Origin of the sequence: Variovorax sp. JS1663 (assembly GCF_002157355.1) — a bacterium.
Taxonomy (GTDB): Bacteria; Pseudomonadota; Gammaproteobacteria; order Burkholderiales; family Burkholderiaceae_C; genus Variovorax.
Genome location: NZ_LYMK01000064.1, coordinates 1 through 22,852, shown reverse-complemented (window position 1 = coordinate 22,852; position 22,852 = coordinate 1). Strand labels below are relative to the sequence as shown.

General features: G+C 67.9%; 24 protein-coding genes. 8 read left to right on the top strand and 16 right to left on the bottom strand.

Annotated elements, in window-relative coordinates; all coding sequences use genetic code 11:
* Positions 1-155: 155 nt before the first annotated feature.
* The 5 genes from A8M77_RS31760 (at position 156) to A8M77_RS31740 (ending at position 6,269) form a co-directional block, all read left to right on the top strand.
* Positions 156-986, top strand: a complete 831-nt coding sequence (locus A8M77_RS31760) for an IclR family transcriptional regulator (protein ID WP_086925464.1) — start codon at positions 156-158, stop codon at positions 984-986.
* A 14-nt stretch (positions 987-1,000) separates the two neighbouring features.
* Complete coding sequence (locus tag A8M77_RS31755) at positions 1,001-1,975, top strand: AAA family ATPase (RefSeq protein ID WP_086925470.1); 975 nt, start codon at positions 1,001-1,003, stop codon at positions 1,973-1,975.
* A 20-nt stretch (positions 1,976-1,995) separates the two neighbouring features.
* Positions 1,996-3,723 (top strand): cobaltochelatase CobT-related protein, encoded by a 1,728-nt coding sequence (locus tag A8M77_RS31750; RefSeq protein WP_086925463.1) that lies wholly within the window; start codon positions 1,996-1,998, stop codon positions 3,721-3,723.
* A 159-nt stretch (positions 3,724-3,882) separates the two neighbouring features.
* Entirely contained in the window at positions 3,883-5,568 is a 1,686-nt protein-coding gene (locus A8M77_RS31745) for a sensor histidine kinase (protein ID WP_086925462.1), read from the top strand.
* Between the two features lie 17 nt (positions 5,569-5,585).
* Positions 5,586-6,269, top strand: coding sequence for a response regulator (locus A8M77_RS31740; RefSeq protein ID WP_086925461.1), 684 nt, complete (start codon positions 5,586-5,588; stop codon positions 6,267-6,269).
* Positions 6,270-6,366: 97 nt separating this feature from the next.
* On the opposite strand, the gene A8M77_RS31735 is transcribed toward A8M77_RS31740, so the two are convergent.
* The 16 genes from A8M77_RS31735 to A8M77_RS31665 all read right to left on the bottom strand — a co-directional run bounded on the left by A8M77_RS31735 (position 6,367) and on the right by A8M77_RS31665 (position 19,182).
* Positions 6,367-7,872, bottom strand: coding sequence for a hypothetical protein (locus tag A8M77_RS31735; RefSeq protein ID WP_143694844.1), 1,506 nt, complete (start codon positions 7,870-7,872; stop codon positions 6,367-6,369).
* Positions 7,873-7,925: 53 nt separating this feature from the next.
* The gene (locus A8M77_RS31730) at positions 7,926-8,834 is read right to left on the bottom strand and encodes a type II secretion system F family protein (protein ID WP_086925459.1); all 909 of its coding nucleotides are present in this window, start codon (positions 8,832-8,834) and stop codon (positions 7,926-7,928) included.
* Positions 8,835-8,844: 10 nt separating this feature from the next.
* Complete coding sequence (locus tag A8M77_RS31725) at positions 8,845-9,837, bottom strand: type II secretion system F family protein (RefSeq protein WP_086925458.1); 993 nt, start codon at positions 9,835-9,837, stop codon at positions 8,845-8,847.
* A gap of 13 nt (positions 9,838-9,850) precedes the next feature.
* Positions 9,851-11,227 carry a CpaF family protein gene (locus tag A8M77_RS31720; protein ID WP_086925457.1) on the bottom strand — a complete coding sequence of 459 codons (1,377 nt, stop codon included), beginning with the start codon at positions 11,225-11,227 and terminating at the stop codon, positions 9,851-9,853.
* Between the two features lie 39 nt (positions 11,228-11,266).
* Positions 11,267-12,418, bottom strand: a complete 1,152-nt coding sequence (locus tag A8M77_RS31715; RefSeq protein WP_086925456.1) for an AAA family ATPase — start codon at positions 12,416-12,418, stop codon at positions 11,267-11,269.
* Positions 12,419-12,432: 14 nt separating this feature from the next.
* Complete coding sequence (locus tag A8M77_RS31710; protein WP_086925455.1) at positions 12,433-12,870, bottom strand: TadE/TadG family type IV pilus assembly protein; 438 nt, start codon at positions 12,868-12,870, stop codon at positions 12,433-12,435.
* On the bottom strand, positions 12,867-13,322 hold the full coding sequence (locus A8M77_RS31705) for a TadE/TadG family type IV pilus assembly protein (RefSeq protein WP_086925469.1): 456 nt from the start codon (positions 13,320-13,322) through the stop codon (positions 12,867-12,869). Before A8M77_RS31705 ends, A8M77_RS31710 begins: the two co-directional genes overlap by 4 nt.
* 5 nt (positions 13,323-13,327) lie before the next feature.
* Positions 13,328-14,602 (bottom strand): pilus assembly protein TadG-related protein, encoded by a 1,275-nt coding sequence (locus A8M77_RS31700; RefSeq protein WP_086925454.1) that lies wholly within the window; start codon positions 14,600-14,602, stop codon positions 13,328-13,330.
* Positions 14,603-14,620: 18 nt separating this feature from the next.
* Complete coding sequence (locus A8M77_RS31695) at positions 14,621-14,794, bottom strand: Flp family type IVb pilin (protein ID WP_086925453.1); 174 nt, start codon at positions 14,792-14,794, stop codon at positions 14,621-14,623.
* Positions 14,795-14,899: 105 nt separating this feature from the next.
* Complete coding sequence (locus A8M77_RS31690) at positions 14,900-15,109, bottom strand: Flp family type IVb pilin (protein WP_086925452.1); 210 nt, start codon at positions 15,107-15,109, stop codon at positions 14,900-14,902.
* A gap of 115 nt (positions 15,110-15,224) precedes the next feature.
* The gene (locus tag A8M77_RS31685; RefSeq protein WP_086925451.1) at positions 15,225-15,509 is read right to left on the bottom strand and encodes a hypothetical protein; all 285 of its coding nucleotides are present in this window, start codon (positions 15,507-15,509) and stop codon (positions 15,225-15,227) included.
* Between the two features lie 12 nt (positions 15,510-15,521).
* Complete coding sequence (locus tag A8M77_RS31680; protein WP_443273258.1) at positions 15,522-17,027, bottom strand: type II and III secretion system protein family protein; 1,506 nt, start codon at positions 17,025-17,027, stop codon at positions 15,522-15,524.
* Positions 17,028-17,045: 18 nt separating this feature from the next.
* The gene (gene cpaB / locus A8M77_RS31675; RefSeq protein WP_086925449.1) at positions 17,046-17,882 is read right to left on the bottom strand and encodes a Flp pilus assembly protein CpaB; all 837 of its coding nucleotides are present in this window, start codon (positions 17,880-17,882) and stop codon (positions 17,046-17,048) included.
* A gap of 45 nt (positions 17,883-17,927) precedes the next feature.
* Entirely contained in the window at positions 17,928-18,512 is a 585-nt protein-coding gene (locus A8M77_RS31670; RefSeq protein WP_086925448.1) for an A24 family peptidase, read from the bottom strand.
* A gap of 34 nt (positions 18,513-18,546) precedes the next feature.
* The gene (locus A8M77_RS36525; RefSeq protein WP_192871707.1) at positions 18,547-18,693 is read right to left on the bottom strand and encodes a hypothetical protein; all 147 of its coding nucleotides are present in this window, start codon (positions 18,691-18,693) and stop codon (positions 18,547-18,549) included.
* 270 nt (positions 18,694-18,963) lie between these two features.
* A complete protein-coding gene (locus A8M77_RS31665; protein ID WP_086925447.1) occupies positions 18,964-19,182 on the bottom strand; it encodes a hypothetical protein in 219 nt (72 codons plus the stop codon).
* A gap of 267 nt (positions 19,183-19,449) precedes the next feature.
* Here A8M77_RS31665 and A8M77_RS31660 point away from each other — a divergent pair, with 267 nt between their 5' ends.
* The 3 genes from A8M77_RS31660 to sauS are packed head-to-tail and all read left to right on the top strand — an operon-like array spanning position 19,450 to position 22,705.
* Positions 19,450-20,250, top strand: a complete 801-nt coding sequence (locus A8M77_RS31660; RefSeq protein WP_086925446.1) for an IclR family transcriptional regulator — start codon at positions 19,450-19,452, stop codon at positions 20,248-20,250.
* A complete protein-coding gene (locus tag A8M77_RS31655) occupies positions 20,247-21,233 on the top strand; it encodes a tripartite tricarboxylate transporter substrate binding protein (protein WP_086925445.1) in 987 nt (328 codons plus the stop codon). Before A8M77_RS31660 ends, A8M77_RS31655 begins: the two co-directional genes overlap by 4 nt.
* A gap of 26 nt (positions 21,234-21,259) precedes the next feature.
* Complete coding sequence (sauS, locus tag A8M77_RS31650; RefSeq protein ID WP_086925444.1) at positions 21,260-22,705, top strand: acylating sulfoacetaldehyde dehydrogenase; 1,446 nt, start codon at positions 21,260-21,262, stop codon at positions 22,703-22,705.
* Positions 22,706-22,852 lie beyond the last annotated feature (147 nt).

Here is a 22,852-nt window from a genome sequence, read left to right as displayed (position 1 = left end):
AGGGTCGAGGGTCAAGCGGGTTCGCAAGGGTGTCTCAAAAGATGGAACCAATGGTTCCGGAATTCGTTTCAGCGAAATATAGGGCTCTGTCCGGATGGAGTCAAACAAAATTCCAAAAATCGGTACGTCTTGTCCCATTTTTTGTTGAAACGACTATGATCCGGCCCATGAAAGTCGTCAATGGCCTCCAACCCGAAGCCGCCGAGTTGAACGGCGACACCCCCACCATGCGCCTGTTCGCGCTGCTGGAGGTGATCGCTGCCAAGGACCGGCGCTACGCGCTGCAGGACCTGGTGGAAGAAACAGGCCTGCCCAAGCCCACGCTGCACCGCATGCTCCAGCAGCTGGAGACGGCGGGCCTGCTGCAGCGCGAGGGCGACAGCCGGCTCTACGGCATCGGCTCGCGCCTGCGGCGGCTGGCCGAGAACCTGCTGCTCAACGACAGCCACCACGGCGCGCGCCACACGGTGCTGCGCCAGCTGGTGGAGGAGATCGGCGAGAGCTGCAACCTCACCGCGCTCTCCGGCAGCGAGGTGGTGTACCTCGATCGCGTCGAGACTGCGGCGCCGCTGCGCTTCTACCTGCACCCGGGCTCGCGCGTGCCGGTGCATTGCTCGGCCAGCGGCAAGGTGTTCCTGGCGCAGATGAGCCCCGCCCAGCGCCGGCGCCTGCTGGCCCATGCGCCGCTGGAGGCCTACACGCCCAGGACGCTGACCGACCTGGATGCGCTGGAGCGCGAGGTGCAGCGCGTGCGCAAGGAGGGCTGCGCCTTCGACAACGAGGAGTTCCTGCCCGGCCTGCTGTGCATCGCGGCGCTGGTGCCGGGTGAAAGCGGGCCATCCAACCTGTGCATCGCCGTGCAGGCGCCGGTGATGCGCATGGACATGGAGAAGGCGAGGAAGCTGCTGCCCGCGCTGCAGCGCGCCGCCCTCGCCCTCTCGCGCATCGATGCCGACGCCGACGACGACGCCCGCGCGCAAGCCTGATGGGAACCACCGACATGACCGACATCGCCGCCCTGAAACCCGAGCGCTTGCTGAGCGTGCGCCAGACCTTCGGCATCGACAGCGACCTCAAGGCCCCCGCCTTCGCCGAGCGCGACGAGCACGTGCCGGAAATCGACGAGGTCTACCGCTTCAACCCCGACGTGACGCTGGCCATCCTGGCCGGCTTCATGCGCGACCGGCGGGTGATGGTGCAGGGGCTGCACGGCACCGGCAAATCCACCCACATCGAGCAGGTGGCGGCGCGGCTGAACTGGCCCTGCGTGCGGCTCAACCTCGACGGCCACATCAGCCGCCTCGACCTGGTCGGCAAGGACGCCGTGGTGCTGCGCGAGGGTCAGCAGGTCACCGAATTCCAGGAAGGCATCGTGCCCTGGGCCCTGCAACGGCCGGTGGCGCTGATCTTCGACGAGTACGACGCCGGCCGGCCCGACGTGATGTTCGTGATTCAGCGCATCCTGGAGCGCGATGGCAAGTTCACGCTGATGGACCAGAACCGGGTGCTGCAACCGCATCCCTTCTTCCGCCTGTTCGCCACCGCCAACACGGTGGGGCTGGGCAACCTCAACGGCCTCTACCACGGCGCGCAGCGGCTCAACCACGCGCAGATCGACCGCTGGAACATCGTGGCCTCGCTCGACTACCTGCCAACCGAAGAAGAGATCGCGATCGTCCAGGCGCGTGTGCCTTCGATGCGCAACGAAACCGGCCACGCCATGGTGCGGAGGATGGTGGCAGTGGCCGAACTCACCCGCAGAGGCTTCGCGGCCGGCGACCTCTCCACGCTGATGTCGCCGCGCACCGTCATCAGCTGGGCCGAGAACGTCGAGATCTTCCGCGACCCGGCGCTGGCCCTGCGCCTGTCCTTCGTGAACAAGTGCGACGAGGCCGAGCGGCCATTGGTGGCGGAGTACTTCCAGCGCTGCTTCGACCTGGAACTGAAGGAATCGCACCAGCTCTCGGACCACTGACAAGCTGTGAGGCCATCGCCATGACCGACGCCCAGCGCAAGGTGCGGCACGCGCAGGAGGTCGACGAGCTGTGCGCGGGCTTCGTGCGCGCCTACAGCGGCGAGGCCGACCTGCATTTCCGCGGCCGGCGCCTGCACCGCGGCCGGCAGGCCCTGCCCTGGTACGCGCCGCACCTGCATCCCTCGCCCGAAACCGACGACTTCGCTTCCTTCCGCGGCACCGCCGATGGGCTCGCGCTGCGACTGCGCGCCTCCGACGCCGAGCTGCATGCGCGCCTGCGCCCGGAGGAGCCGGTGGAGCGCATGCTGTTCGAGATGCTCGAGCAGTTTCGCGTGGAGTCTCTCGCGCCCGAGGCCATGCCGGGCATGCAGCGCAACCTGCGGCACCGCCACGAAGCGTGGTCACTGTCCTTCCACCATTCGGGCCTGACCGACACCGCGCGCGGCCTGCTGCTCTACGCCGTGGCGCAGATCTGCCGCGCCCGCGTCTGCGGCCAGCAGGTGGTGGAGGAGACCGAGGACATGCTCGAGGCCACCCGCTTCGCGCTGGCGCCGCGCATCGGCCACGAACTCGCGGGCCTGCGCCGCGACCGCGCCGACCAGGCAGCCTATGCCGTGCATGCCCGGTCCATCGCACACACGGTCGCCGCGATGCTGCACGACGCAGGCGCGGACGAGGCGCAAGGCGACGCCGCCGACGACAGCGACACCGAGGACCGCCGCAGCGTCTTCAGCCTGGTCGCCGACATGGACCGCGAGATCATCGAGCGCTTCACCGCCGCCGACTCGGGCCGCAGCGCCCTGCTCGAGGGCGAGGGCGGCGCCTACCGCGTCTTCACCACCGCCTACGACCGCGAACACCAGGCCGCGGACCTCGTGCGGCGCGCGCTGCTGGCCGAATACCGCGAGCGGCTGGACCGCCGCGTCGCCGCCCAGGGCCTCAACATCGGCCGCCTCGCGCGCGAGCTGCGCGCGCTGCTGGCCGAGCCACGGCGCGAGGGCTGGGACGGCGCGCAGGAGGAAGGCCGCATCGACGGCCGACGGCTCGCGCAGTTGATCGCCTCGCCGACCGAGCGGCGGCTGTTCCGCACCGAGCGGCTCGAGCCGGCGGCTGACTGCGTGGTGAGTTTCCTGATCGACTGCTCGGGCTCCATGAAGGAGCATGCCGAAGCTCTCGCAATGCTGGTGGACGTGATGGCGCGCGCGCTGGAACAGGCCGGCGTCGCCAGCGAGATCCTGGGCTTCACCACCGGCGCCTGGAACGGCGGCCGCGCGCGGCGAGACTGGCAGCGCGCCGGCCGGCCCGCGCACCCGGGGCGCCTCAACGAGCGCTGCCACATCGTCTTCAAGGATGCGCAGACACCCTGGCGGCGCGCGCGCCCTTCCATCGCCGCCCTGCTCAAGGCCGATCTGTTCCGCGAGGGCATCGACGGCGAGGCGGTGGACTGGGCCTGCGCCCGCCTGCTCGCGCGCAGCGAGGAGCGCAAGCGGCTGCTGGTGGTCTCCGACGGCTCGCCGATGGACAGCGCGACGAACCTGGCCAACGACGCGCACTACCTCGACCACCACCTGCAGGACGTGGTGGACCGGCACGAGCGGGCCGGGCGCATCGGCATCGCAGGTGTGGGCGTGGGGTTGGACCTCAGCCCCTACTACAGCCGCAGCCACGTGCTGGACCTGGCGGCCGGGGCCGGGCGGGCGGTGTTCTCGGACCTGATCGGGCTGCTGGCAGGGCCGCGGGCGCGCTGAGCCCGGGGCCTCCGGGCTTTCCCGAACCGCCGTGACTTATTGCGCTCAATCGGATGCAGCAGCGCTCGCAAATATTTATTTGCTTACAAAAGTAGTAATCTGTGATTTCTTCACATATGAGGGACGGCAGGGTGCCGATCCCGCGGAGGAGGTCACAGGATGCAGGGGCAGGAGCAAGGGCAGGACAGGACCGTCGATCTCGACGCAGGGCTGGGCGCCGACGCAGGGGACGCGCGGAGGGTGGCTCGGATGCGCCTGGTGCTCGCGCTGTCCGCGCTGCTGGCAGCTTCCGTCGACCTGCGTCACCTGGGCGGCTCGGCCTGGCTGCCCTTCTTCGGCTATGTCGTGCACAGCCTGGTCGTCTGCATTCATGCGGAGCGGGAAGCGCCGCTCTCACAGGGCCGGCTGATCCACTGGCTGGACCTCGGCTGGTACACGCTGATCGTGCTGCTCACCGGCGGCGTGCACAGCGCCTTCTTCCTGTTCTTCTTCTTCGCGATCCTGGTCGCCTCCTTCCGCTGGGGCTTCGAGGAGGGCGCCCGGGTCACGCTGGCCTCGGTCGCCCTGTTCACGGCCTCCGGCATCGACACGACCCTGGAGGAGAACCTGCCCCGTCTGCTGGTGCGCGCCACCTTCCTGCTGGCGCTCGGCTACATGATCGTCCACTGGGGCCGCTCGAAGGTGGAGCTCAGGCGCCGGCTGGCGCTGCTGCATGCGGTCAGCCGCCTGTCGAATCCCCGCTTCGGCGTGGACCACACGGTCACCGGCATCCTGCAGAGGCTGCAGCATTTCTTCGGGAACAGCAGTTGCCTGCTGGTGCTGCGGGACAAGGAATCCGGCGCCTGCTCGCTGCGGATGCTGCGCGCGGGCGAGCGGCCGGCCTCGCCCCAGGCCGCGGCCATCGTGCCGGAAGCGGCCGCGCTGCTGCTGGCGCTGCCGGCACATGACAGCGCCGTGCTCTTCCGCGGCGCGCCCTGGGCCGCCCTGCCCTTCCGCGCCGGCGCCTGGGCCCATGACGGCCGCGCGGGCCGTTGGATTCGCCAGCACGGCGCAGCCTGCGAAGGCCTCGCGGAGTTGCTGGAGACCGGCTCTTTTATCAGCGTTCCGCTGCCGCTGTGCCGCAGCGAAGGCCGGCTCTACGTGCTCTCCAGGACGACGGACTTCCGCCGCAGCGATGCGCTGTTCCTGGCTCAGGTCGGCGCACAGGCCTTCCCGGTGATCGAGAACATCGAGCTGCTCGACCGCATGGCCTCGGACGCCGCTTCGCAGGAGCGGCAGAAGTTCGCCCTCGACCTGCACGACACCGCCATCCAGCCGTACATCGGCCTGAAGATGGGCCTGGCCGCGCTGCGCAACAAGGCGGCCGCCGACAACCCGCTGGTGGAAGACCTCGACCGCCTGCAGGAAATGGCCACCCAGGTGATCGGCGACCTGCGGCGCTACGCGGGCGCGGTGCGCAACGGTGCGGGCCGGACGGATTTCGTGGTGCCCACCCTGCTGCGGCAGCAGGCAGCCCGGGTGCGCGACTTCTACGGCATCGACATCGCGGTGCGCATCGAAGGCGAGCTGCAGGTCAACGACCGCCTGGCGGCCGAGGTGCTGCAGATCGTTCGCGAAGGCCTTGCCAACATCTGCAAGCACACCCTCGCCCATTGCGGCGCCGTCCGGCTGGAATGCACGGACGGTCTGCTGAAACTTCAGATCGACAACGAGGCCGACGGCAACCAGTTCTTCGAGTTCCTGCCGCGCTCCATCTCCGAGCGCGCCGGCGCGCTCGGCGGCCGGGCCCGCGTGCGGCGCGGCGACGGCGGCGGCACCTCGGTGCAGGTCGAGATTCCCATATAGGCAGGAGGAGGAAAACGATGCAAGCAGCGCAGAAGACCATCGGCGTCATGGTGGTGGATGATCACCAGACCATGCTGTGGGGCCTGTCCCGGCTGATCGACGGCGAGCAGCCGCGCATGCGCGTGGTGGGCACCGCCCGCAGCTGCGACGAGGCACTCGCGCAGGCCGGCCACCTGGCGCCCGACGTGATCCTGCTGGACCTGGACCTGGATGGCCGCAGCGCGCTGGACATCCTGCCCGGCCTGCTGTCGAACACCGCCTCGCGCGCGCTGGTCCTGACCGGCGAGCGCCGGCAGGGCACGCTGGACCAGGCGGTGCTGCAGGGCGCACGCGGCGTGCTGCGCAAGGACGCCTCGGCGGAGCAGGTCCTGCAGGCGATCGAGCGGGTACACCGCGGCGAGCTGTGCGTGGACGGGGACACGATGGGCCGGGTCTTCACCGAATTCCTGGCGGCCCGCGCGCCGCGCATCGATCCCGAGGCGGAGAAGCAGGCCAGCCTGACCTGCAAGGAGCGCAAGATCATCTTCGCCGTGGTGCAGGGCAACGGCGCCTCGACCAAGGCACTGGCGAACAAGCTCTTCATCACCGAGCACACGCTGCGCAACCACCTGTGCTCGATCTACCAGAAGCTGGGTGTCGCGAACCGGCTGGAGCTGTATGTCTATGCGATGAAGCACCAGCTGGGCAACACCCCATCCTGAGCCTGTAGCCCAGGCGGATTGCCCCGCCCTCCGCGCGCGACTCCGCCATGCACGTCGTTGGTGTGGCAGGCACTTCCGAATTGGCTGTCACAGACCACTAGTGCGCAGGTTGCGCGCCGACACGCACATGGACGACGGCCGTATCGTCCGCATGGACCCTGCGCCAGCCCTGCAGGCCGTCGAGCACCGCGATGGCGGGTGTCCCGGGAGTGAGCAGGGTCCAGCCAAACCGGTATTCGTCCAGAAGCTCGAGGAACTGCCTGCGCTCCTTGACCCGGAGGGCGCCGATGAACTTCTCGACGAAGACGTCGCCATACATGTCCGCCCGACCGTCGATGAACACCGGAATGCCTTCGTGGATCAGGAAGCCTCCGAAGATGTAGTCATTCAGCACATGGCCTTGGGCACCAGCTGCCTTGGCGGCATCGATCGCAGCCCTGGGTGTGATCAGGGACTGAGGCGTAGGCGGACGCAGATGCAGGGATGCGGCGGCGAATAGCGCAGCCACACACACACACACGGCAATGGCGACCGGCCGTGCCGGCGCGGCCAGGGACAGGAACCACCGGTCGAGGACTTGCGCATCTCGCATCGGCCTCTGCGCAGCGTACCAGTGCCGCGCGAACGGGGTGGCCATCAGGAACGGCGCGACGAGCCCCAACATCGATACGTTCCGCTGGTGCTTCAGCGCCAGGTGCACCAGTCCGAGCAAGAGCACCAGGCGCAGCCACGGCAGGCGCACCCGGCCGCAAAGCGCAAGGGCCAGTACCAGGAGCAGCCACGGCTCCAGAGGGTTCCCTCGCTGGAAATCCGGCGACAGCCACTCGGCGATGACGGCGAGAGCGACCTCCATCCGCATGATGTAGACCGCATGCGCGAGCACGCCCCAACCGCTGGGCGTCAGCAACGCAGCTCCCATGGAAAGCGCTGCGAACAGCACCCACGGCATGGCCGCCGCCGTGCGCTTGCCAGGGGGATGCGCGAGCACTGCATCCAGGGCGATACCGCAGCCCAGTACCAGGCCCAGCAGAAAACTGCCATGCATGTTGGCCCACAGGAGCATCACGCCGAGCAGCCACCATGGCGGGCCGCGGCGCGCTTCCGCCGCATTCACCAGCGCGGACATCCACAGCGCCAGCAGCACCCACGCCATCACGTGCGGCCGCGCAAGCAGGTGCGTCAGCATCATGCCGGCGGCCAGCCCCGTGAAGAGCAGCGCATGGACCGGCTCCATGCGGGCCAGCAGAAATCGCATCAGCAGCGAAAGCACAAGGCCGAAGCACGAGACAGCCAAGGTGACCAGCCCGGCCCAACCGGCCAGTCGATGAACGCCCACCATCACGAGCTCGGACAGCCACTCGAACGCCGTCCATGGTGCGCCAGGCATCGAGTGCGAGAAGGCGTCGACGGTCGGTACGGAGCCATGCTCCAGGATCCAGCGGCCGGCGGCGAGGTGCCAGTAGGTGTCTGCGTCCCGAAGCACCAGGTTCGGATGGGATGCGATCAGGACCGCGACCGTGCACATCCACACGATGAGCGGCCACGACAGCCCCCAGGTTCCCGACGCGGGCATTGCCGCGCGGACATCGATCGTTGCTTTCATCGCGGGACGGGCCTTTCTGAAGATGGGCATGTCGCCCAGGAACTGCGCACCGGCTACTGCCCCGCCAGCATCGGAAGGATGGTGCGGATGATCTGGATCGCCGCCGGCCCGAGGATGACCATGATGATCGACGGGAAGATGCACAGCACCAGCGGCACCAGCAGCTTGGTCGGCACCTTGGCGGCCTTTTCCTCGGCGCGCACCTGGCGCTTGTGGCGCAGGTCGTCGGAGAACACCCGCAGCGAATCGCCGATGCTGGTGCCGAAGCGGTCCGCCTGCGTCAGCATGGTCGCGAAGGTGCCGATCTCCTCGACGCCCGTGCGCAGCGCCAGGTTGCGCAGCGATTTTTCGCGTGTCCCGCCGGCCCTCATTTCCAGGTTGGTCCAATGCAGTTCCTGCGCCAGCGCGAGGCTCTTCATCCGGATCTCCTCCGTGACCTTGACGAGCGCGGCGTCCAGCCCCAGGCCGGCCTCGACGCAGACCAGCATGAGGTCGGCGGCGTCGGGAAAGTTTTCGAAGATCTCGCGCCTGCGGCCGCGAATCCTCAGCGCGAGGACGAGGTTGGGCAGATAGCAGCCCACCAGGGCTGCCAGCACCAGGTTCAGCACGAAGCTCAGGTCGACGCCCGCGCCCGAGGTCCGCAGCGCGAGCGCCGCGCCGCCGGCGAACAGCAGGGGCAGCAGCGTCTTGAGGCCGAAATAGACCAGTTGCGCATCCTCGTGCCGGATGCCGGCGTTGAGGAAGCGCAAGCGCAGGGGCGAGGCATCGTCTTCGCCCGTGGGCGAGGACAGCTGGGCGAAGGGGCCCACGACCTTGACCATGGTCTCTGCCCATTGCGAAGGCCTCGGCGCGTCCGACAAGGCCTGCAGCCGTTGTCCGGTCCTGCTGGGCGCCAGCCAGACGAACACTCCCGCGAGCCCGAGGCTCACGGCAAGAAACACGAGCGTGGAGAACAGCAGCATGTCGTACCCCCTACACGCGGATGCGGACGATCTTGCGCATGATCAGCACGCCGACGGCCATGAGGCCGAGCATGTACTTGATGATCGCGATGCCGATCGGGTCGGTCCACAGCACCGACATGAACTCCGGGTTCAGCAGGCTCATGACCCCACCCAGCGCGAAGGGCATCACGACCAGGATCCAGCCCGACAACCGCCCTTCGGAGGAAAGCACCCGCACCTTCGCCAGCAGCTTCAGGCGCTCGCGGATCAGGCGGCTGAGGTTGCTCAGCACCTCGGTCAGGTTGCCGCCCGAGTCGCGCTGGATCATCACTGCGACGACGAAATAGCGCAGGTCGGTCAGCGGGATGCGCTCGCTCAGGTTCGTCAGCGCCTGCTGCAGCGACACCCCGAAGTTCACCTCGTCGGCCACGATGCGGAACTCGTTCGCGATGGGCTCTGCCATCTCCTCGCCGATCATCTGCAGGCCCGAGCCGAAGGAGTGGCCGGCGCGCAGCGCGCGGGTCACGAGGTCGATCGCCTCGGGCAACTGCTGCTGCAGGCGCACCAGCCGCCGGCTGCGCTTGTACTGCACGTACAGCAGCGGAAGCCCGCCAAGCAGCGCACCGGCCGCGGCGGCCAGCATTGGCGCCTGGTGCAGCAGCAGCGCCATGGCGGCGAATGCGAAGACCGCGACGACAGCACAGGACAGCAGTAGCCGGGACACGGTCCACTCCAGGCCGGCCTGGAGAATGATGCGGTCGAGATAGTGCGCCCGGGGGAAGCTCAGGAGCAGCCGCTCGAGCGCCGGCACGTCGCTGAGCATGCGCTCCTTCAGCAACTGCGCCTGCGCGCTCCTGTCGACCGAGGCCGACAGAGCGCGCAGCCGCTCCTCGATCTTGCGCGCTTCCGGGCCCTTGTAGTTGCGCCAGACCAGGTACGCGGCCTCCAGCAGCAGCAGCACGGTCACGAAGACCAGCACCGAGATGACCAGGTAGCCGTTGCCTCCGATGTGTTCCGCCATGGCGAGGCTCCTTCTACTCGTAGCGCTTGGAGGGGTCGAACATCGCATCCGGCAGCGCGAAGCCGAATGCGCGCAGCCGCTCGGCGAACTTCGGCCGAACGCCGGTGGCGTGGAAATAGCCCTGCACCTGGCCGTCCGCACCTACGCCGGTCTGCTTGAAGGCGAAGATCTCCTGCATGGTGACCACCTCGCCCTCCATGCCGGTGATCTCCTGGATGCTGGTGATCTTGCGCCGGCCGTCGATCAGCCGCAGCGCCTGGATCACCACGGTGATGGCCGAGGCGATCTGCGAGCGCGCCGCCTTGTGCGGCAGGTTCAGGTTGGCCATGCCGATCATGTTCTCCAGCCGGGCCACCGCATCGCGCGGCGTGTTGGCATGGATGGTGGTGAGCGAGCCTTCGTGGCCGGTGTTCATCGCCTGCAGCATGTCGAAGGCCTCGGCGCCGCGCACCTCGCCGATCACGATGCGGTCCGGCCGCATCCGCAGCGCGTTGCGCACCAGCGCGCGCTGCGTGATCTCGCCCTTGCCCTCGATGTTCGCGGGGCGCGTCTCCATTCGGATCACGTGCGGCTGCTGCAACTGGAGCTCGGCCGCATCCTCGATGGTCACGATGCGCTCCGCCTCCGGGATGTAGCCGGAGAGGATGTTCAGCAGCGTGGTCTTGCCGGCGCCGGTGCCGCCCGAGATCAGCATGTTGATCTTGGACTTGCACAGGCCTTCGAGCATGGTCGCCATCTGCGGCGTCAGGCTCTTGAGGTCCTCGACCAGGTTGTTCATTCGAAGCGGAATGTGGGCGAAACGCCGGATCGACATCATCGCCCCGTCCAGCGCGACCGGCGGTATCACCGCGTTGACGCGCGAGCCGTCGGGCAGCCGCGCATCCACCATCGGGCTCGATTCGTCGATGCGCCGGCCGACGAGCGAGACGATCTTGTCGATGATGCGCAGCAGGTGCTTCTCGTCGGTGAAGCTCACGTTGGTGAGCTCGAGCCTGCCCCTGCGCTCGACATAGATCTGCTCGTAGGAGTTGACCAGGATGTCGGACACCGTGGGGTCGGCCATCAGCAGCTCGATCGGGCCGAAGCCCAGCATCTCGTGCTGGATGTCGCGGATCAGCGTGCGGCGCTCGATGTCGTTGATGGCGGCCTGCTCCTCCTGCAACAAGCGCGTGACCATGGCGGAGATCTCCTGCCGCAGCACCTCGGGCGCGAGCGTCTCGAGCGCCGTGAGATCGAATTTCTCGAGCAGCTTCAGGTGCATGCGGCCCTTCAGAGCCTTGTAGCTGTCCGAGGCGACCGGATTCCTGTCGTAGGTTTCGGCGGCGCGCCGCTCGGCGGACCGCTCGATGGGTTCGAGCGCGGCGGCATTCAGAATTTCCCGGAATGACATGGTATGGCCCTGCGGGTTGAGAAGGATGGGGAGCGGCGGTCAGGCCCGGCGGAACAGCCGGTCGAAGAGGCTGGGGCTTTCTTCCTGCCGCGGGCTGAGCGAGAGCGCCAGGTCGGCCAGCATCCGGCTCACCGGGTTCGAACGCGACAGCTCTGCCAGCGGCACGCCGCGGTTGATCGAGGCGTTGACGTCCTTGCCACATTCCGGGACCGTGAGCAGGTTCACTGAGCCCAGCGTGCGCCGGATGTCGCCGAGGCCGATCTCGCCGGCCTTCTCGAAGCGGTTGACGATCAACTCGATCTTGTTCGCGGAATAGCCGAGGGACTTGAACACCCCCATGAGCCGGGCTGCATTGCGGATGTGGGGCAACCCGGGTTGCAGCACCGGGTAGATGCGATGCGCGCGGTCGAGTGCCCGGATCACCAGCGTGTTGAGCACGCGCCCGACGTCGAGCAGCACGAAGTCGTAGTGCGCCACCGCCAGGCCGAGGATGGCATCGACGTGCTCCGGCTTGACCTCCATCGCCTTCGACGGGTCCTCCGGCGCGGCCAGGATGCCGTAGTTCGGCGCGACCTTGACCGCGCTCGCAGCGAGGAAGGAGGCGTCGAGCCGGCTGATGTCGAGGGCTACGTCCGCGATGGTCGAGCCCGGGCGGCTGTCGTTCACGTACGAGAGCGCGCTGCCGAACTGCAGGTCCAGGTCGACCAGCAGCACCGACTTCGACTCGGCCAGCTGCCAGCCCAGGTTGGTCGCGAGGAAGGTGGCGCCGCTGCCGCCTTTGCAGGGCATGAAGGCCAGCACCTGGCCGGTGCTCTGGCCGCGCAGGCCGGCGAGCTTGGTCGCCAGGCGGTTCACCGCGGCTTCGAGAGCGGATGGGTTCACCGGCGAAGGCAGCACCTCGCGCACCCCGGCGCGCATGGAGTTGATCAGGAACTCCGGCGTCTGCATGGCACACAGCAGGATGACTGCGATCCGTGGGTGGTGGGTGGAGATGTACTCGACCAGCGCGAGCTCGTTGGGATCGCAGCACATGCCGTCCACGATCATGAGCTCGGGCTGCTCCTGCTCGGCCACCTGGCGCATCCGGCTCTTGCCGCCCTCGACCAGCACGACCGCGTGCGACAGGGCCTCCAGCACCCTGCCCATCTCCTGGAGATGGTGGGTGTTGGGAGAAATGATGGCGATCTTCATCGTGATACTCCCGGTCAAGAACAAATGGAAGCGCTGTTGGGGTCCTGCCGCATGACTTCCCGAGGCAGGAAGGTGGAGAAGGTCGGCATGGCGATCGGGGCCCGTGCGGCCAGGCCCGCGATGGGCGAGATCCACTGGTAGTTGAGCCCGGTGACCGTCACAGTGACGCCTTCGCAGGTCGCGCTCGTGCAGCCGCTGGGCAGCCAGGCCACGTTGATGGTGCTGATCTGCGGCAGCATGGCCTGCATCTTCGCCAGCACCTGGGCCTGGTGCAGGGTGTCGTCGCAGACCACCGCATAGCGTGCGCCCGCGCGGGTGGCTTCCTGCGCCGCGCTCCAGGTAAAGAGCATGCGACTGAAGTCCACGATGCCGAGAACGAAGGTGAGAAAAAGGACCAGCCCGAGGGCGAACTCGACGGTCGTGGCGCCGCGTTGTCTTTGGTTGCTGTTCATGCCGGTGCCCTCATGGTGGCCGTGATGTCGCCGAAGACGATGTCGCCGTTGGCATCGCCGAAGGCGCGCCCCATCACGCTGGGGAACATCGAACGGAAGGCATAGCTGCTGACCCGAACGGTCACGGTGTTGACCACCGGGTTGCTGCCCGTGGCCTGCCAGGTGCAGCAGCTGCCCGCGGGCACGTTGGCGAGGCTCAGGCCGCGCGCCAGTGGCGTGCCGGTGCCGGCGGTGTTGCCGTAGACGATGAGGTTGCGCGCTTCGGCGATGTGCGTGCCCGGCGTCTGGAAGGACAGGTAGCGCACCGCATCGCGCGTCGACTTGGTGACCGCGTTGTATTCGTACATTGCGCGGCCGAACTCGGTCGTGAGAAAGGTCAGCAGCAGCAGGAAGGGGATGATCAGCGCCAGCTCCACCAGCGCCACGCCTTTTTGCCGGATGCGGGTCTTCATGGCGGTCACCTCACGAGGGTCGGGACCAGGGGCCCCGCCGCGCCGCCGGGCAGGCCGTTCGTCGTGCAGGGACTACCCGCCGCACTCGCGTTCCCCCGGTACTCGAGCTGGGTGTTCGTCATCGGGATCGACAGCGGCTGCAGCATGAACATGCACGCGTAGTCGATGACCTGGCTGGCGCCATTGATCACCGGCACGATGACGATCCGCCGATTGCGGCCGTACTGCATGTGCCCGCCCGAGACGTTGCCCGGCGCCGCCAGCTTCTGGAAGCTGTTCAACGACAGGCCGGTGATGGATTCACAGCTGTTCGCCCCCTTGACATTGGTGCCGGTGTCGGCGCACGAAGCGAAGGCCGCGCGCTTGGTGACGAAGTTCTGCGCGCTGGCGGGGGCCCCCGCGCCCGAGGCACCGTCGTAGGCATTGCGACCGGCCGGCCAATTGGTCGTGGTGTAGGCGTAGCCCGTGAGATCGGGCGGATCCTGGCTGGGGCCGCTGGTGTTCTTGTAGATGCCGAAGCGCGCGTTCCATACGTCGGCCACCGAGGTCTGGACGCCGGGCGTTCCGAGCGTGTCACCGACGCGCGTTCCGCATCGCCCGCTCAGCTCGGCCTCGGTCTCGGACGCGCTGTTGGAGCCATCCAGGTTGGCCCAGCCGATCTCGCCACCCTGAGCCGCGTTCTGCTGGTTGATCAGGGTGACCCAGTCGCCCACGTCGAAGCCATAGTTCGGCGCGGTCCCGCCTGGCTTAGGCTTGATCGCGACAGGGATCGGACAGGTGGTCTGCGCGCTGGCGCGGGTCGCCACGGCCGTCGCCATCACGCTGCGGCTGTCGGGATTGCCGGCCGTGTCGCCCGAGAAGGCGCCCATGGCCTTCATCAGCCACATGGCGATGTTGGCCTGCGAGTGCTGGCAACGCGCGTACCTGGCGCTCGCCGGCGCCGTGGTCGGCGCGTAGGCGGCGTCCATGAAGCTGATGCTCGCCGCCGTGAGCTTGCCCTGCCCGCTCCAGGAGGTCGACTGCATGTTGACGCGGTTCATGTTGCCGGCGGACATGCCGGCGTTGGTTGCGCGGGTCAGCGCGGTGCCCTGGCCGTCGAGCTCCTGCGCCGCCGCAAGGGCGCAGCTGTCCATCGCCGTCTGCAGCTCCGTCTTCACGACGAACAGATGGCCGATGTCTATCGCAATGCCCATGAAGCCGAGAAGGAACAGCAGCATGAGGGCCGCCGTGAGGATCACGGCGCCACCCTGGCGGCGACGGAGGGATGCGGCGCGGCGCATGGAAGTTCTCCTGGCCCCTCAGGAACAGGTGCCCGTCAGGCAGTCGACCACGCGCGTGACCAGGGCTCCGATGCCGGTGCCCAGCAGCAGGGGCTGGAGGGCCAGCACCAGCACGATGGAGATCGCCGCGATGATGAGCGCGTATTCGATGACCTGCGCGCCTTCCTCGTCGCTGAGAAACTTCTTGAGCATGTCCTCTTCCTTTGATGAGTGGTGAATCTCGAGCATGGACGCCGGTAGCGGCGCTGCCGCCGGCCACGAAGGGATGCGCGTGACCGGCGGCGGCGGTCGCCCGCGTCAGGTGCAGTTCGCCGTCGTCAGGCAGGTAGTAACGCGGTTGATGAAGGTCCCGAAGCCGCCGCCGTTGGTCGTCAGCGCCCTCAGCGCGACCACCAGCGCGATCGAGACCACGGCGATGATCAGCGCGTATTCGATGACCTGTGCGCCCTCCTCGTCCTTGGCGAAGGTGGAGAGGAAGTCGCGGGTGCGAGCGAGAAATTGGTTCATGTTTTCACCTTTGAGATTGAAATGAAAAGGATGTGAGTTGCTGGTTCAGTTCGATGATTTCTATCTTTCGAAGGCAGCTCCTTTCTTCATGAATTCATGCAAGCGTCCGGGCTGCCTAGCGGCTACCACCGCCGCCGATGGCGCCGCCGATGTTGATCACGTTGACCGCGGGCGGCGGCGCCTTGAAGGAATCGTGGTAGCGATCCATCGCCTCCCGTGAGGCCCTGCCGTCCATGCCGGCTGCCGGATCCGTGTTCCGTCCCGCATCGGGATTGACGGTCATCTTTCTCTTCGCATCGCGCACGGCTTCGCCGAAGCGCTTGTCGTAGTTCGGTGTTGGCGAGGCACACCCCGCCAGCAGGCCGGCCAGTGCTGCGATGGCAAGAAGTCTTGGCGTCATGGCGTTCTCTCTTTACTTGGCTTCGGAAGCGGGACGGTCCTCGGCCGGCGCCGGGGTGGAACTTTCCAGCGCGCCGTTCAGGTAGACCTCCGCACGGCTGGGCACCACGTGGTTGTCGGTCGGCAGCCGGGGGGATTCGACGAGCGGCTTGACCAGGCGCGGCGTGATCACGAACAACAGCTCGGTCTGGTCGGTCTGGAACTCGGTGCTGCGCGCCAGCGCGCCCACCACAGGCACCTCGCCCAGGCCGGGAAAGCGCTTGACCGCCTCCGTCACGTTGTTCTTGATCAGGCCGGCGATCACCAGGCTCTGGCCATCGTTGAGCTGCACCGTGGTGTCGGCGCGCCGCACCGTGAGCGAGGGCAGGACCGCGGTCACGCCGCCGACGCTGGTGAAGGGCGAGCCGGTCTGCGACAGGTCCGAGACCTCGGACACCATCTTCAGGTTGACCCGGCTGCCGCCGAGCACGGTGGGTGTGAACTTCACGCCGATGCCGAACTCCTTCTCCTCCAGCGTGATGGTGGGCACGCCGAAGTTGCTGGTCTGGGACACCGGGATGAAGATCTTGCCGCCCGACAGGAAGCTCGCCTGCTGCCCGCTGATGGCCATGATGTTGGGCTCGGCCAGCACGCGCACCAGGCCGTCGTCCTTCTGGCCATCGATCGTGACGGCCGTCCTGCCGATGCGCAGCGCCTCGGCCAGCGCGTTGCCGTTGCTCAGGAAATTGGAGATGAGCGAGTACTGGTCCCGCCCACCGCTGCCGGACCGGGCCAGCGCGATCCGCGAGCCCAGCTTGTCGAGCAGTGTCTTGCTGACCTCGGCGATCTTGACTTCGAGCATGACCTGCTGCGGCGTCATCACGCGCAACAGGTTCACCACCTTCTTGCCGTCGCCGCCATAGGCGGTGGCCAGGCTCATCACGTCGTCGAGCTTCAGCGGGTCGGTGATCTCGCCGGTGAGAACGATGGTCTTTTCCGCGCCCCTCACCCGGATGCCGCGCTCCTCAGGCATCAGCTCGGCCAGCTTGGCCTGCAACGCGCCAGAATCGATCGTGACGATCACGTCCTTGATGAAGCAGGCGCCGTCGGCGCTCTGCAGCACGACGTTCATCGAGCCGGCCGTCTTGCCGCGGAAGAACAGGTCGGTCGGGCTGAGCAGCATCACCTCCATGTCCGCCACGCCGTCGCCCGCGCCGGCCTGGGGTGCGGGCGACGGCGCCGCACCGGGTGCCGGTGCTGCCGCAGCCGCCCGGGCCGCCCCCGGCTGGCCGCTGACCAGGATGCGTGCCACGCGGGTCCGCAGCGGGATGACGGTCGACTTGCCGAGCGTGACCTGCGTCGGCTCGCTGTCGGAGGTGATGGAAGTGCAGCGCCGCGGGCTCGGGGCGGCGGCCGGGGCCTGTGCCTGCGCTGCGGGGGCGGGGGGTGCCTGCACCGCAGCAGGCGGAGTCTGCGCGCTGGAAGCGCCGGCCCATGCAAACGCGGCGAGCGCCAGGGCAATGGTGTTCTTGCTGTGCACTTGGATTTCTCCTCGACTTCAGAAGCAGTTGAGCGAACGGGCCGAGTTCTGGATCACCTCGACGCATTCCACGGCGGGCGCCGGCCTGGCGGCGAGTCCGCGCGGCTTCGGCGCAGCGGCGGGCGCGGCGGTCGACACGGGCACGATGGCCTTCTCTCCGAACAGCTGGCTCTTGGTGATGCCAGCCGTCTCGACCTTGTCCTTGTCCACCTGGTTGCGAAGCACCAGGGACAGGGTGCCGACACTGCGCGCCAAGTCGAGCTTCTCGGAGTCCTCGAGCGAAAGCTCCAGCGTCACCGCGCTCACCACCTTCGGCTTGGTGTCGTCGCGGCCGGCCTCCTGCGCCACCGCCAGCACCAGCACATGCTCCAGCACGGTCTTGCTGATCTGCGGGCCCTGCTCGCCCTTGCCCCTGTCCTGCTGGGCGTTGACGACGACATCGACGTAGTTGCCCGGCAGCGCGAAACCGGCGACGCCCACTACGTCGTTGACGCGCACGGTCATGGCCCGCTTGCCGGGGGCGATGACGGCGGACAGGCCGCCCTGCGTGCCGACCGGCGCGAGCTTGCCTTCGAGGATGGCCTCGCCGCGCAGCAGGCCGACTTTCGCGACGCGGTCCTGCACGTCCTTCATCTCCTTGAAGGCGCCCGCTGGCATCGAGCCGCTGGGCCAGTCGACCGTCGACAGCATCTGCGCATTGATGCGGCTGCCCAGTTCGATGTCGACCACCGCGACGACCACCTTGTTGGAAGCGATGCTTCCCTGCTGCGATATCAGACCGGTCGCATAGACCGCGGCGGCCAACCCGGTCAGCAGCGCCAGGATCAGAAGACCGATCGCCTTGATGTTCCTCATGGAATGCCTCTCAGAAGAAATGGTGGGGAGGGAGGGAGTGCCGCTCTACAGAAGACCCAGTTGCCGGCCCAGCACGAAGCCGATCGTTCCGATGGCGATGCACACGCCGTAGGGAAGCCTTCCGGCGGACCGGGCCGCGTGCATCCGTGCGTCGGGGCGCACACCGGCCACGCTCAGGCTGACCAGGCTGAAGAGCACCTCCCGGGTGTTGCGCAGCAACACGCCCACGCGCCCCTTCAGGAGCGCGAAGCCGATCGCGCCGACGCCGCCAGCGATGAAGGCGAACAGCACCGCCTGCAGGGCCTCGTCCGCGCCGAGGAAGGCGCCGACCATCGCCATCAGCTTCACGTCGCCCGCGCCCATCGCGTGCAGCACATAGAGCGGCAGCATCGCCAGGAACCCGACGAAGAGGCCGCCCGCGGCCAGCAGGAAGGCAGAACCCGGCGACACGGCAGTGACGGTCTTGTAGACCAACGCGAAGGTGGCGCCGCCGAACGTCAGCCAGTTGGGGATGCGGTAGCTGCGGTAGTCGCTGACACCCGCAATGACCAGCAAGGCGATCAGCACCGCGGTGCGCGGGTCGAACACCAGCATGGCCAGAAGCTCGAGCAACGCGTGAAATTCCTGCATGGCAACTCCTCTCAGCGGGTCCGGTGGCCGGACCTCAGGCATTCCTGTGCCAGGCCAGGAGCAGCAGCGTGCAGAACACGAGCACCAGCGAACCCACCAGGGCAAACTCCATGAAGGAGCCGCCTGCTTCTCCCGTCAGCAGTTCGATGCCTTGGGACGCCAGTGATTCGCCGGTTCGCATGCAACTGTCCAAGCCTTTCTTCGGCAGGCGATCCGACCGGTACCGCCGGCGGACGTCCTGCCTTGGGAATGACTGTAGAGATGCATACAAAGGTTTACATGAGCTCAACGTCCTGAGTTGCACAGGACAGAGCGCCCAGGCCGGTGGCACCGGCGGGCATGACAAATGAACTAGGCGAACGCGGCCCGGCGTGCCGCCGATCGCCGTGCGCTCACTCGCGCCAGTGCTCCGCCACCCAGCCCCGCGCCACGGGCGTTGTGGACTCGCGCTTCAGCGCAGGCTGACGGAGAAGCGCGACCTCGGGGCCTTCGACGGACGCAGCGCCCGGCGGTCCTCCTCGAGAACGGCAAGCAGCGTGGTCGATTCCTTGACGCAATCGCTCATGCGCTTGTTCAGCGGCGTCCAGCCGCGGTACATCGGCACGACCACCAGCCAGCCGATGCCGATGACGCCCCCCAGGGCGCCCATGTAGAGCCAGTGCAAGTCCATCCGCGCAATCCCTCCAGATTTTTTCTTCGGGCCGGCACGAGGGCCGGAGCGAGCGCGCGAGTGTGCCGGCTTTGAATTCATTCGACCTACGACTTTGGTCGAATACAAGATCTTTTTGCTTATAAAGCAGAACGATTCGAGAAGTTTGCACGGTCAGCCGTCGACAAGGGCTCATGGCCGGCCCGGTTGACAGCGCCGGATACGGCACCTAGAGTTGTTCCATATCTACGAACGATGTTCTAATATTTAGAACAGCACGCCAGACCGATGGACTCCACGCTCGCCAAGGGCCTCGCCGCCCTCGAATGGATGGTGCGCCAGCAGCGCGACTGCCGCGTGACCGACCTGGCCCAGGCCTTCGGCATGGCGCGCAGCAATGCGCACCGCACGCTGCAGACCCTGGTGGAATGCGGCTGGGCGGTGCAGGACCCGGCCACCAGCGCCTACCGCCCTAGCCTGCGGCTGTTCGAGCTGGGTGCGCTGGTGTCCGAGGTGGCCGACACCGGCGCCCTGCTGCGCCCGCACCTGGCGGCGCTGGCGCAGGCCACGGGCGAGACCATCCACCTGGCGGCGCTGGACGGCGCCGAGATCGTCTACCTCGACAAGTTCGACAGCCCGCTGCCGGTGGCTGCCTACTCGCGCGTGGGCGGCCGGGCGGCGGCCTACTGCGTGGCCTCGGGCAAGGCCCTGCTGGCGGCGGCGCGGCCGGACGTGGAAGCGCTGCGCGCCCGCCTCGGCCCGCTGGTGGCGCACACGTCGCACAGCATCACCGACTACGACGCGCTCCAGGCCGAACTCGAGCGCACGCGCACGCGCGGCTACGCCGAAAACCGCGAGGAATGGCGGCTCGGCGTCTGCGGGCTGGGCGCGCCTGTCTTCAACGCGCGCGGCGAAGCGATCGCTGCACTGGGCATGAGCGTGCCCTCGATCCGCTTCGCGCGCACCCAGGCACGCGGGCTCGCGGAGCAGGTCATGGCCTGCGCGCGCGATGCCAGCGCCACGCTGGGCTACCGGGTGGGCCCGGGGCCGACGACGATCACGACACCCCCAAGAAGGAGACTGGAATGAATCGCTTCGCCCCCTGGCTGCACGCCGCCTTTCTGACCGCGGCGGCGCTGGCCGCGCCACTTGCGGCGCAGGCACAGAACGGCACCGACTACCCGAGCAAACCCATCAAGCTGATCGTGCCCTACCCGCCCGGCGGCGGCACCGACGTGATCGCGCGCATCGTGCAGGAACGCTTCCAGCAGCAGTTGGGCCAGCCGGTGGTGATCGACAACCGCGGCGGCGCGGCCGGCTCGATCGGCACCGAGGTCGCGGCCAAGTCGGCGGCCGACGGCTACACGGTGCTGTTCACGCTCTCCTCGCACACCATCAACCCGGCCATCTACGCCAAGCTGCCCTTCGACACGCAGAAGGACTTCGAGCCGGTGGCGATGGTGGCCTCGCTGCCGCAGATCCTGGTGGCCAACGCCAGCTTCCCGGCGAACAACGTGGCTGAACTGGTCGCGCTGGCGAAAGCCAAGCCGGGCTCGCTGTCCTATGCGACCGTGGGCAACGGCTCGCCGGGGCACCTCGCAGGCGAGCTCATGAAGCTGCGCACCGGCACCGAGATGACCCACGTGCCCTACCGCGGCGGCGGCCCGGCCGTGACGGACGTGATGGGCGGGCAGGTGCCGCTCTTGTGGGTGTCCATTCCCGCGGCCGCGCAGTTCGTGAAGGCGGGCAAGCTCAAGGCACTGGCGGTCTCCACCGTCAAGCGCAGCGCCGCCTTCCCGGACGTGCCGACCATGCAGGAAGCCGGCATCGCCGATTTCGAAGTCGATTCCTGGTACGCGATGTTCGTGCCGACGAAGACGCCCAAGGCTGCCATCGAGAAGCTCAACCGCGTGGTGAACACGGTGGTGCGCGAGCCCGAGATCCGCGACAAGCTGCTGGCGCAGGGCAGCGAAGGCGTGGGCGGCACGCCGGAGCAGTTGGGCAAGGTGGTGTCCACCGAGCTCGTGCGCTGGAACAAGCTGGCCAAGGAAGCCAACATCAGAGTGGATTGAACAGGCACCCATAGAGATATCAACCCATGGCAAACAACGAATATCCCGAAGCGACCGGCCCCGTGGCCGACCTCGTCGCCCGCGCGCGCGCGGCCCAGCGCATCTACGACACCTGGACGCAGGAGCAGGTGGACATGGCGGTGGCCGCGGCCGGCTGGGCCATCATCGAGCCCCAGCGCAACCGCGAGCTGGCCGAGCTGGCGGTGGCCGACACCGGTGTCGGCAACGTCGAGGACAAGGTGCGCAAGAACTACCGCAAGACCTTCGGCCTGCTGCGCGACCTGAAGGGCACGCGCACGGTCGGCGTGATCGCGGAGGATCCGGCGCGCGGCCTCATCGAGATCGCGCGGCCGGTGGGCGTGGTGTGCGCGATCACGCCCTCGACCAACCCGGGCGCGACGCCGGCCAACAAGATCATCAACGCGCTCAAGGGCCGCAACGCGGTGATCGTCGCACCCTCGCCCAAGGGCTGGAGCACGGCCGCGCGGCTGATCGAATTCATCCACGCGCAGTTCGACCGCATCGGAGCGCCGCGCGACCTGGTGCAGCTGCTGCCCTCGCCGGTCAGCAAGGCCTCCACCGCCGAGCTGATGCGCCTGTGCGACCTGGTGGTGGCGACCGGCTCGCAGGCCAACGTGCGCGCCGCCTACACCAGCGGCACGCCGGCCTTCGGCGTGGGCGCGGGCAACGTGGCAAGCATCGTCGACGAGACGGCCGACCCGGCGCTGGCAGCCGATCGCATCATGCTGTCGAAGACCTTCGACAACGCGACCAGTTGCTCCTCGGAGAACAGCCTGGTGATCGTCGACGCGATCCGCCCCCGCCTGCTCGCGGCCCTGCAGGAGCGCGGCGCGGTGCTGCTCGATGCAGCGCAGAAACAGGCGCTGCAGGCGCTCATGTGGCCGGACGGCAAGCTCTCGGGCGCGGTGATCGGCAAGTCGGCGCGCGAGATCGCCGAACGCGCGGCCGCGCAGGACGCGGCCGGCCGCTCGGGCTGGCTCGCCATCGCCGAAGGCAACCCACGCGCCTTGATGGTCGACGAAGACAGCGTGGGCCCCGACCATCCCTACTCGGGTGAGAAGCTCAGTCCGGTGCTCGCGCTCTACGCCGTGCCCGACTTCGACACCGCCGCCGCCACCGTCGAGCGCATCTACGGCCACCAGGGCGCGGGCCACTCGGTGGGCCTGCACAGCACGCGGCCGGAGCGCGCGATGCACCTGGGCCTGCACCTGCCGGTGTCGCGCGTGATCGTGGACCAGGCCCACGCCATCGCCACCGGCGGCAGCTTCGACAACGGGCTGCCCTTCTCGCTGTCGATGGGCTGCGGCACCTGGGGCCGCAACAACTTCTCCGAGAACATGAACTACCGGCACTACCTGAACATCACGCGCATCTCGCGGCCCATTCCGGAACGCGTGCCAACGCAGGAAGAGATCTTCGGGGAGTTCTTCGCCAGGCACGGAGGCGCATGAGACACCCTGCGGTCTTGCTCCCTCTCCCTCTGGGGGAGGGTGGGGGTGGGGGCACTGGGCGCTTGTTTTTGCCTTGCTGTTTGTTTGGCGCAGGAGCCGGGAATTCGCCCCGGCGGGCGAGTCACTTTCTTTGCTTCGCCAAAGAAA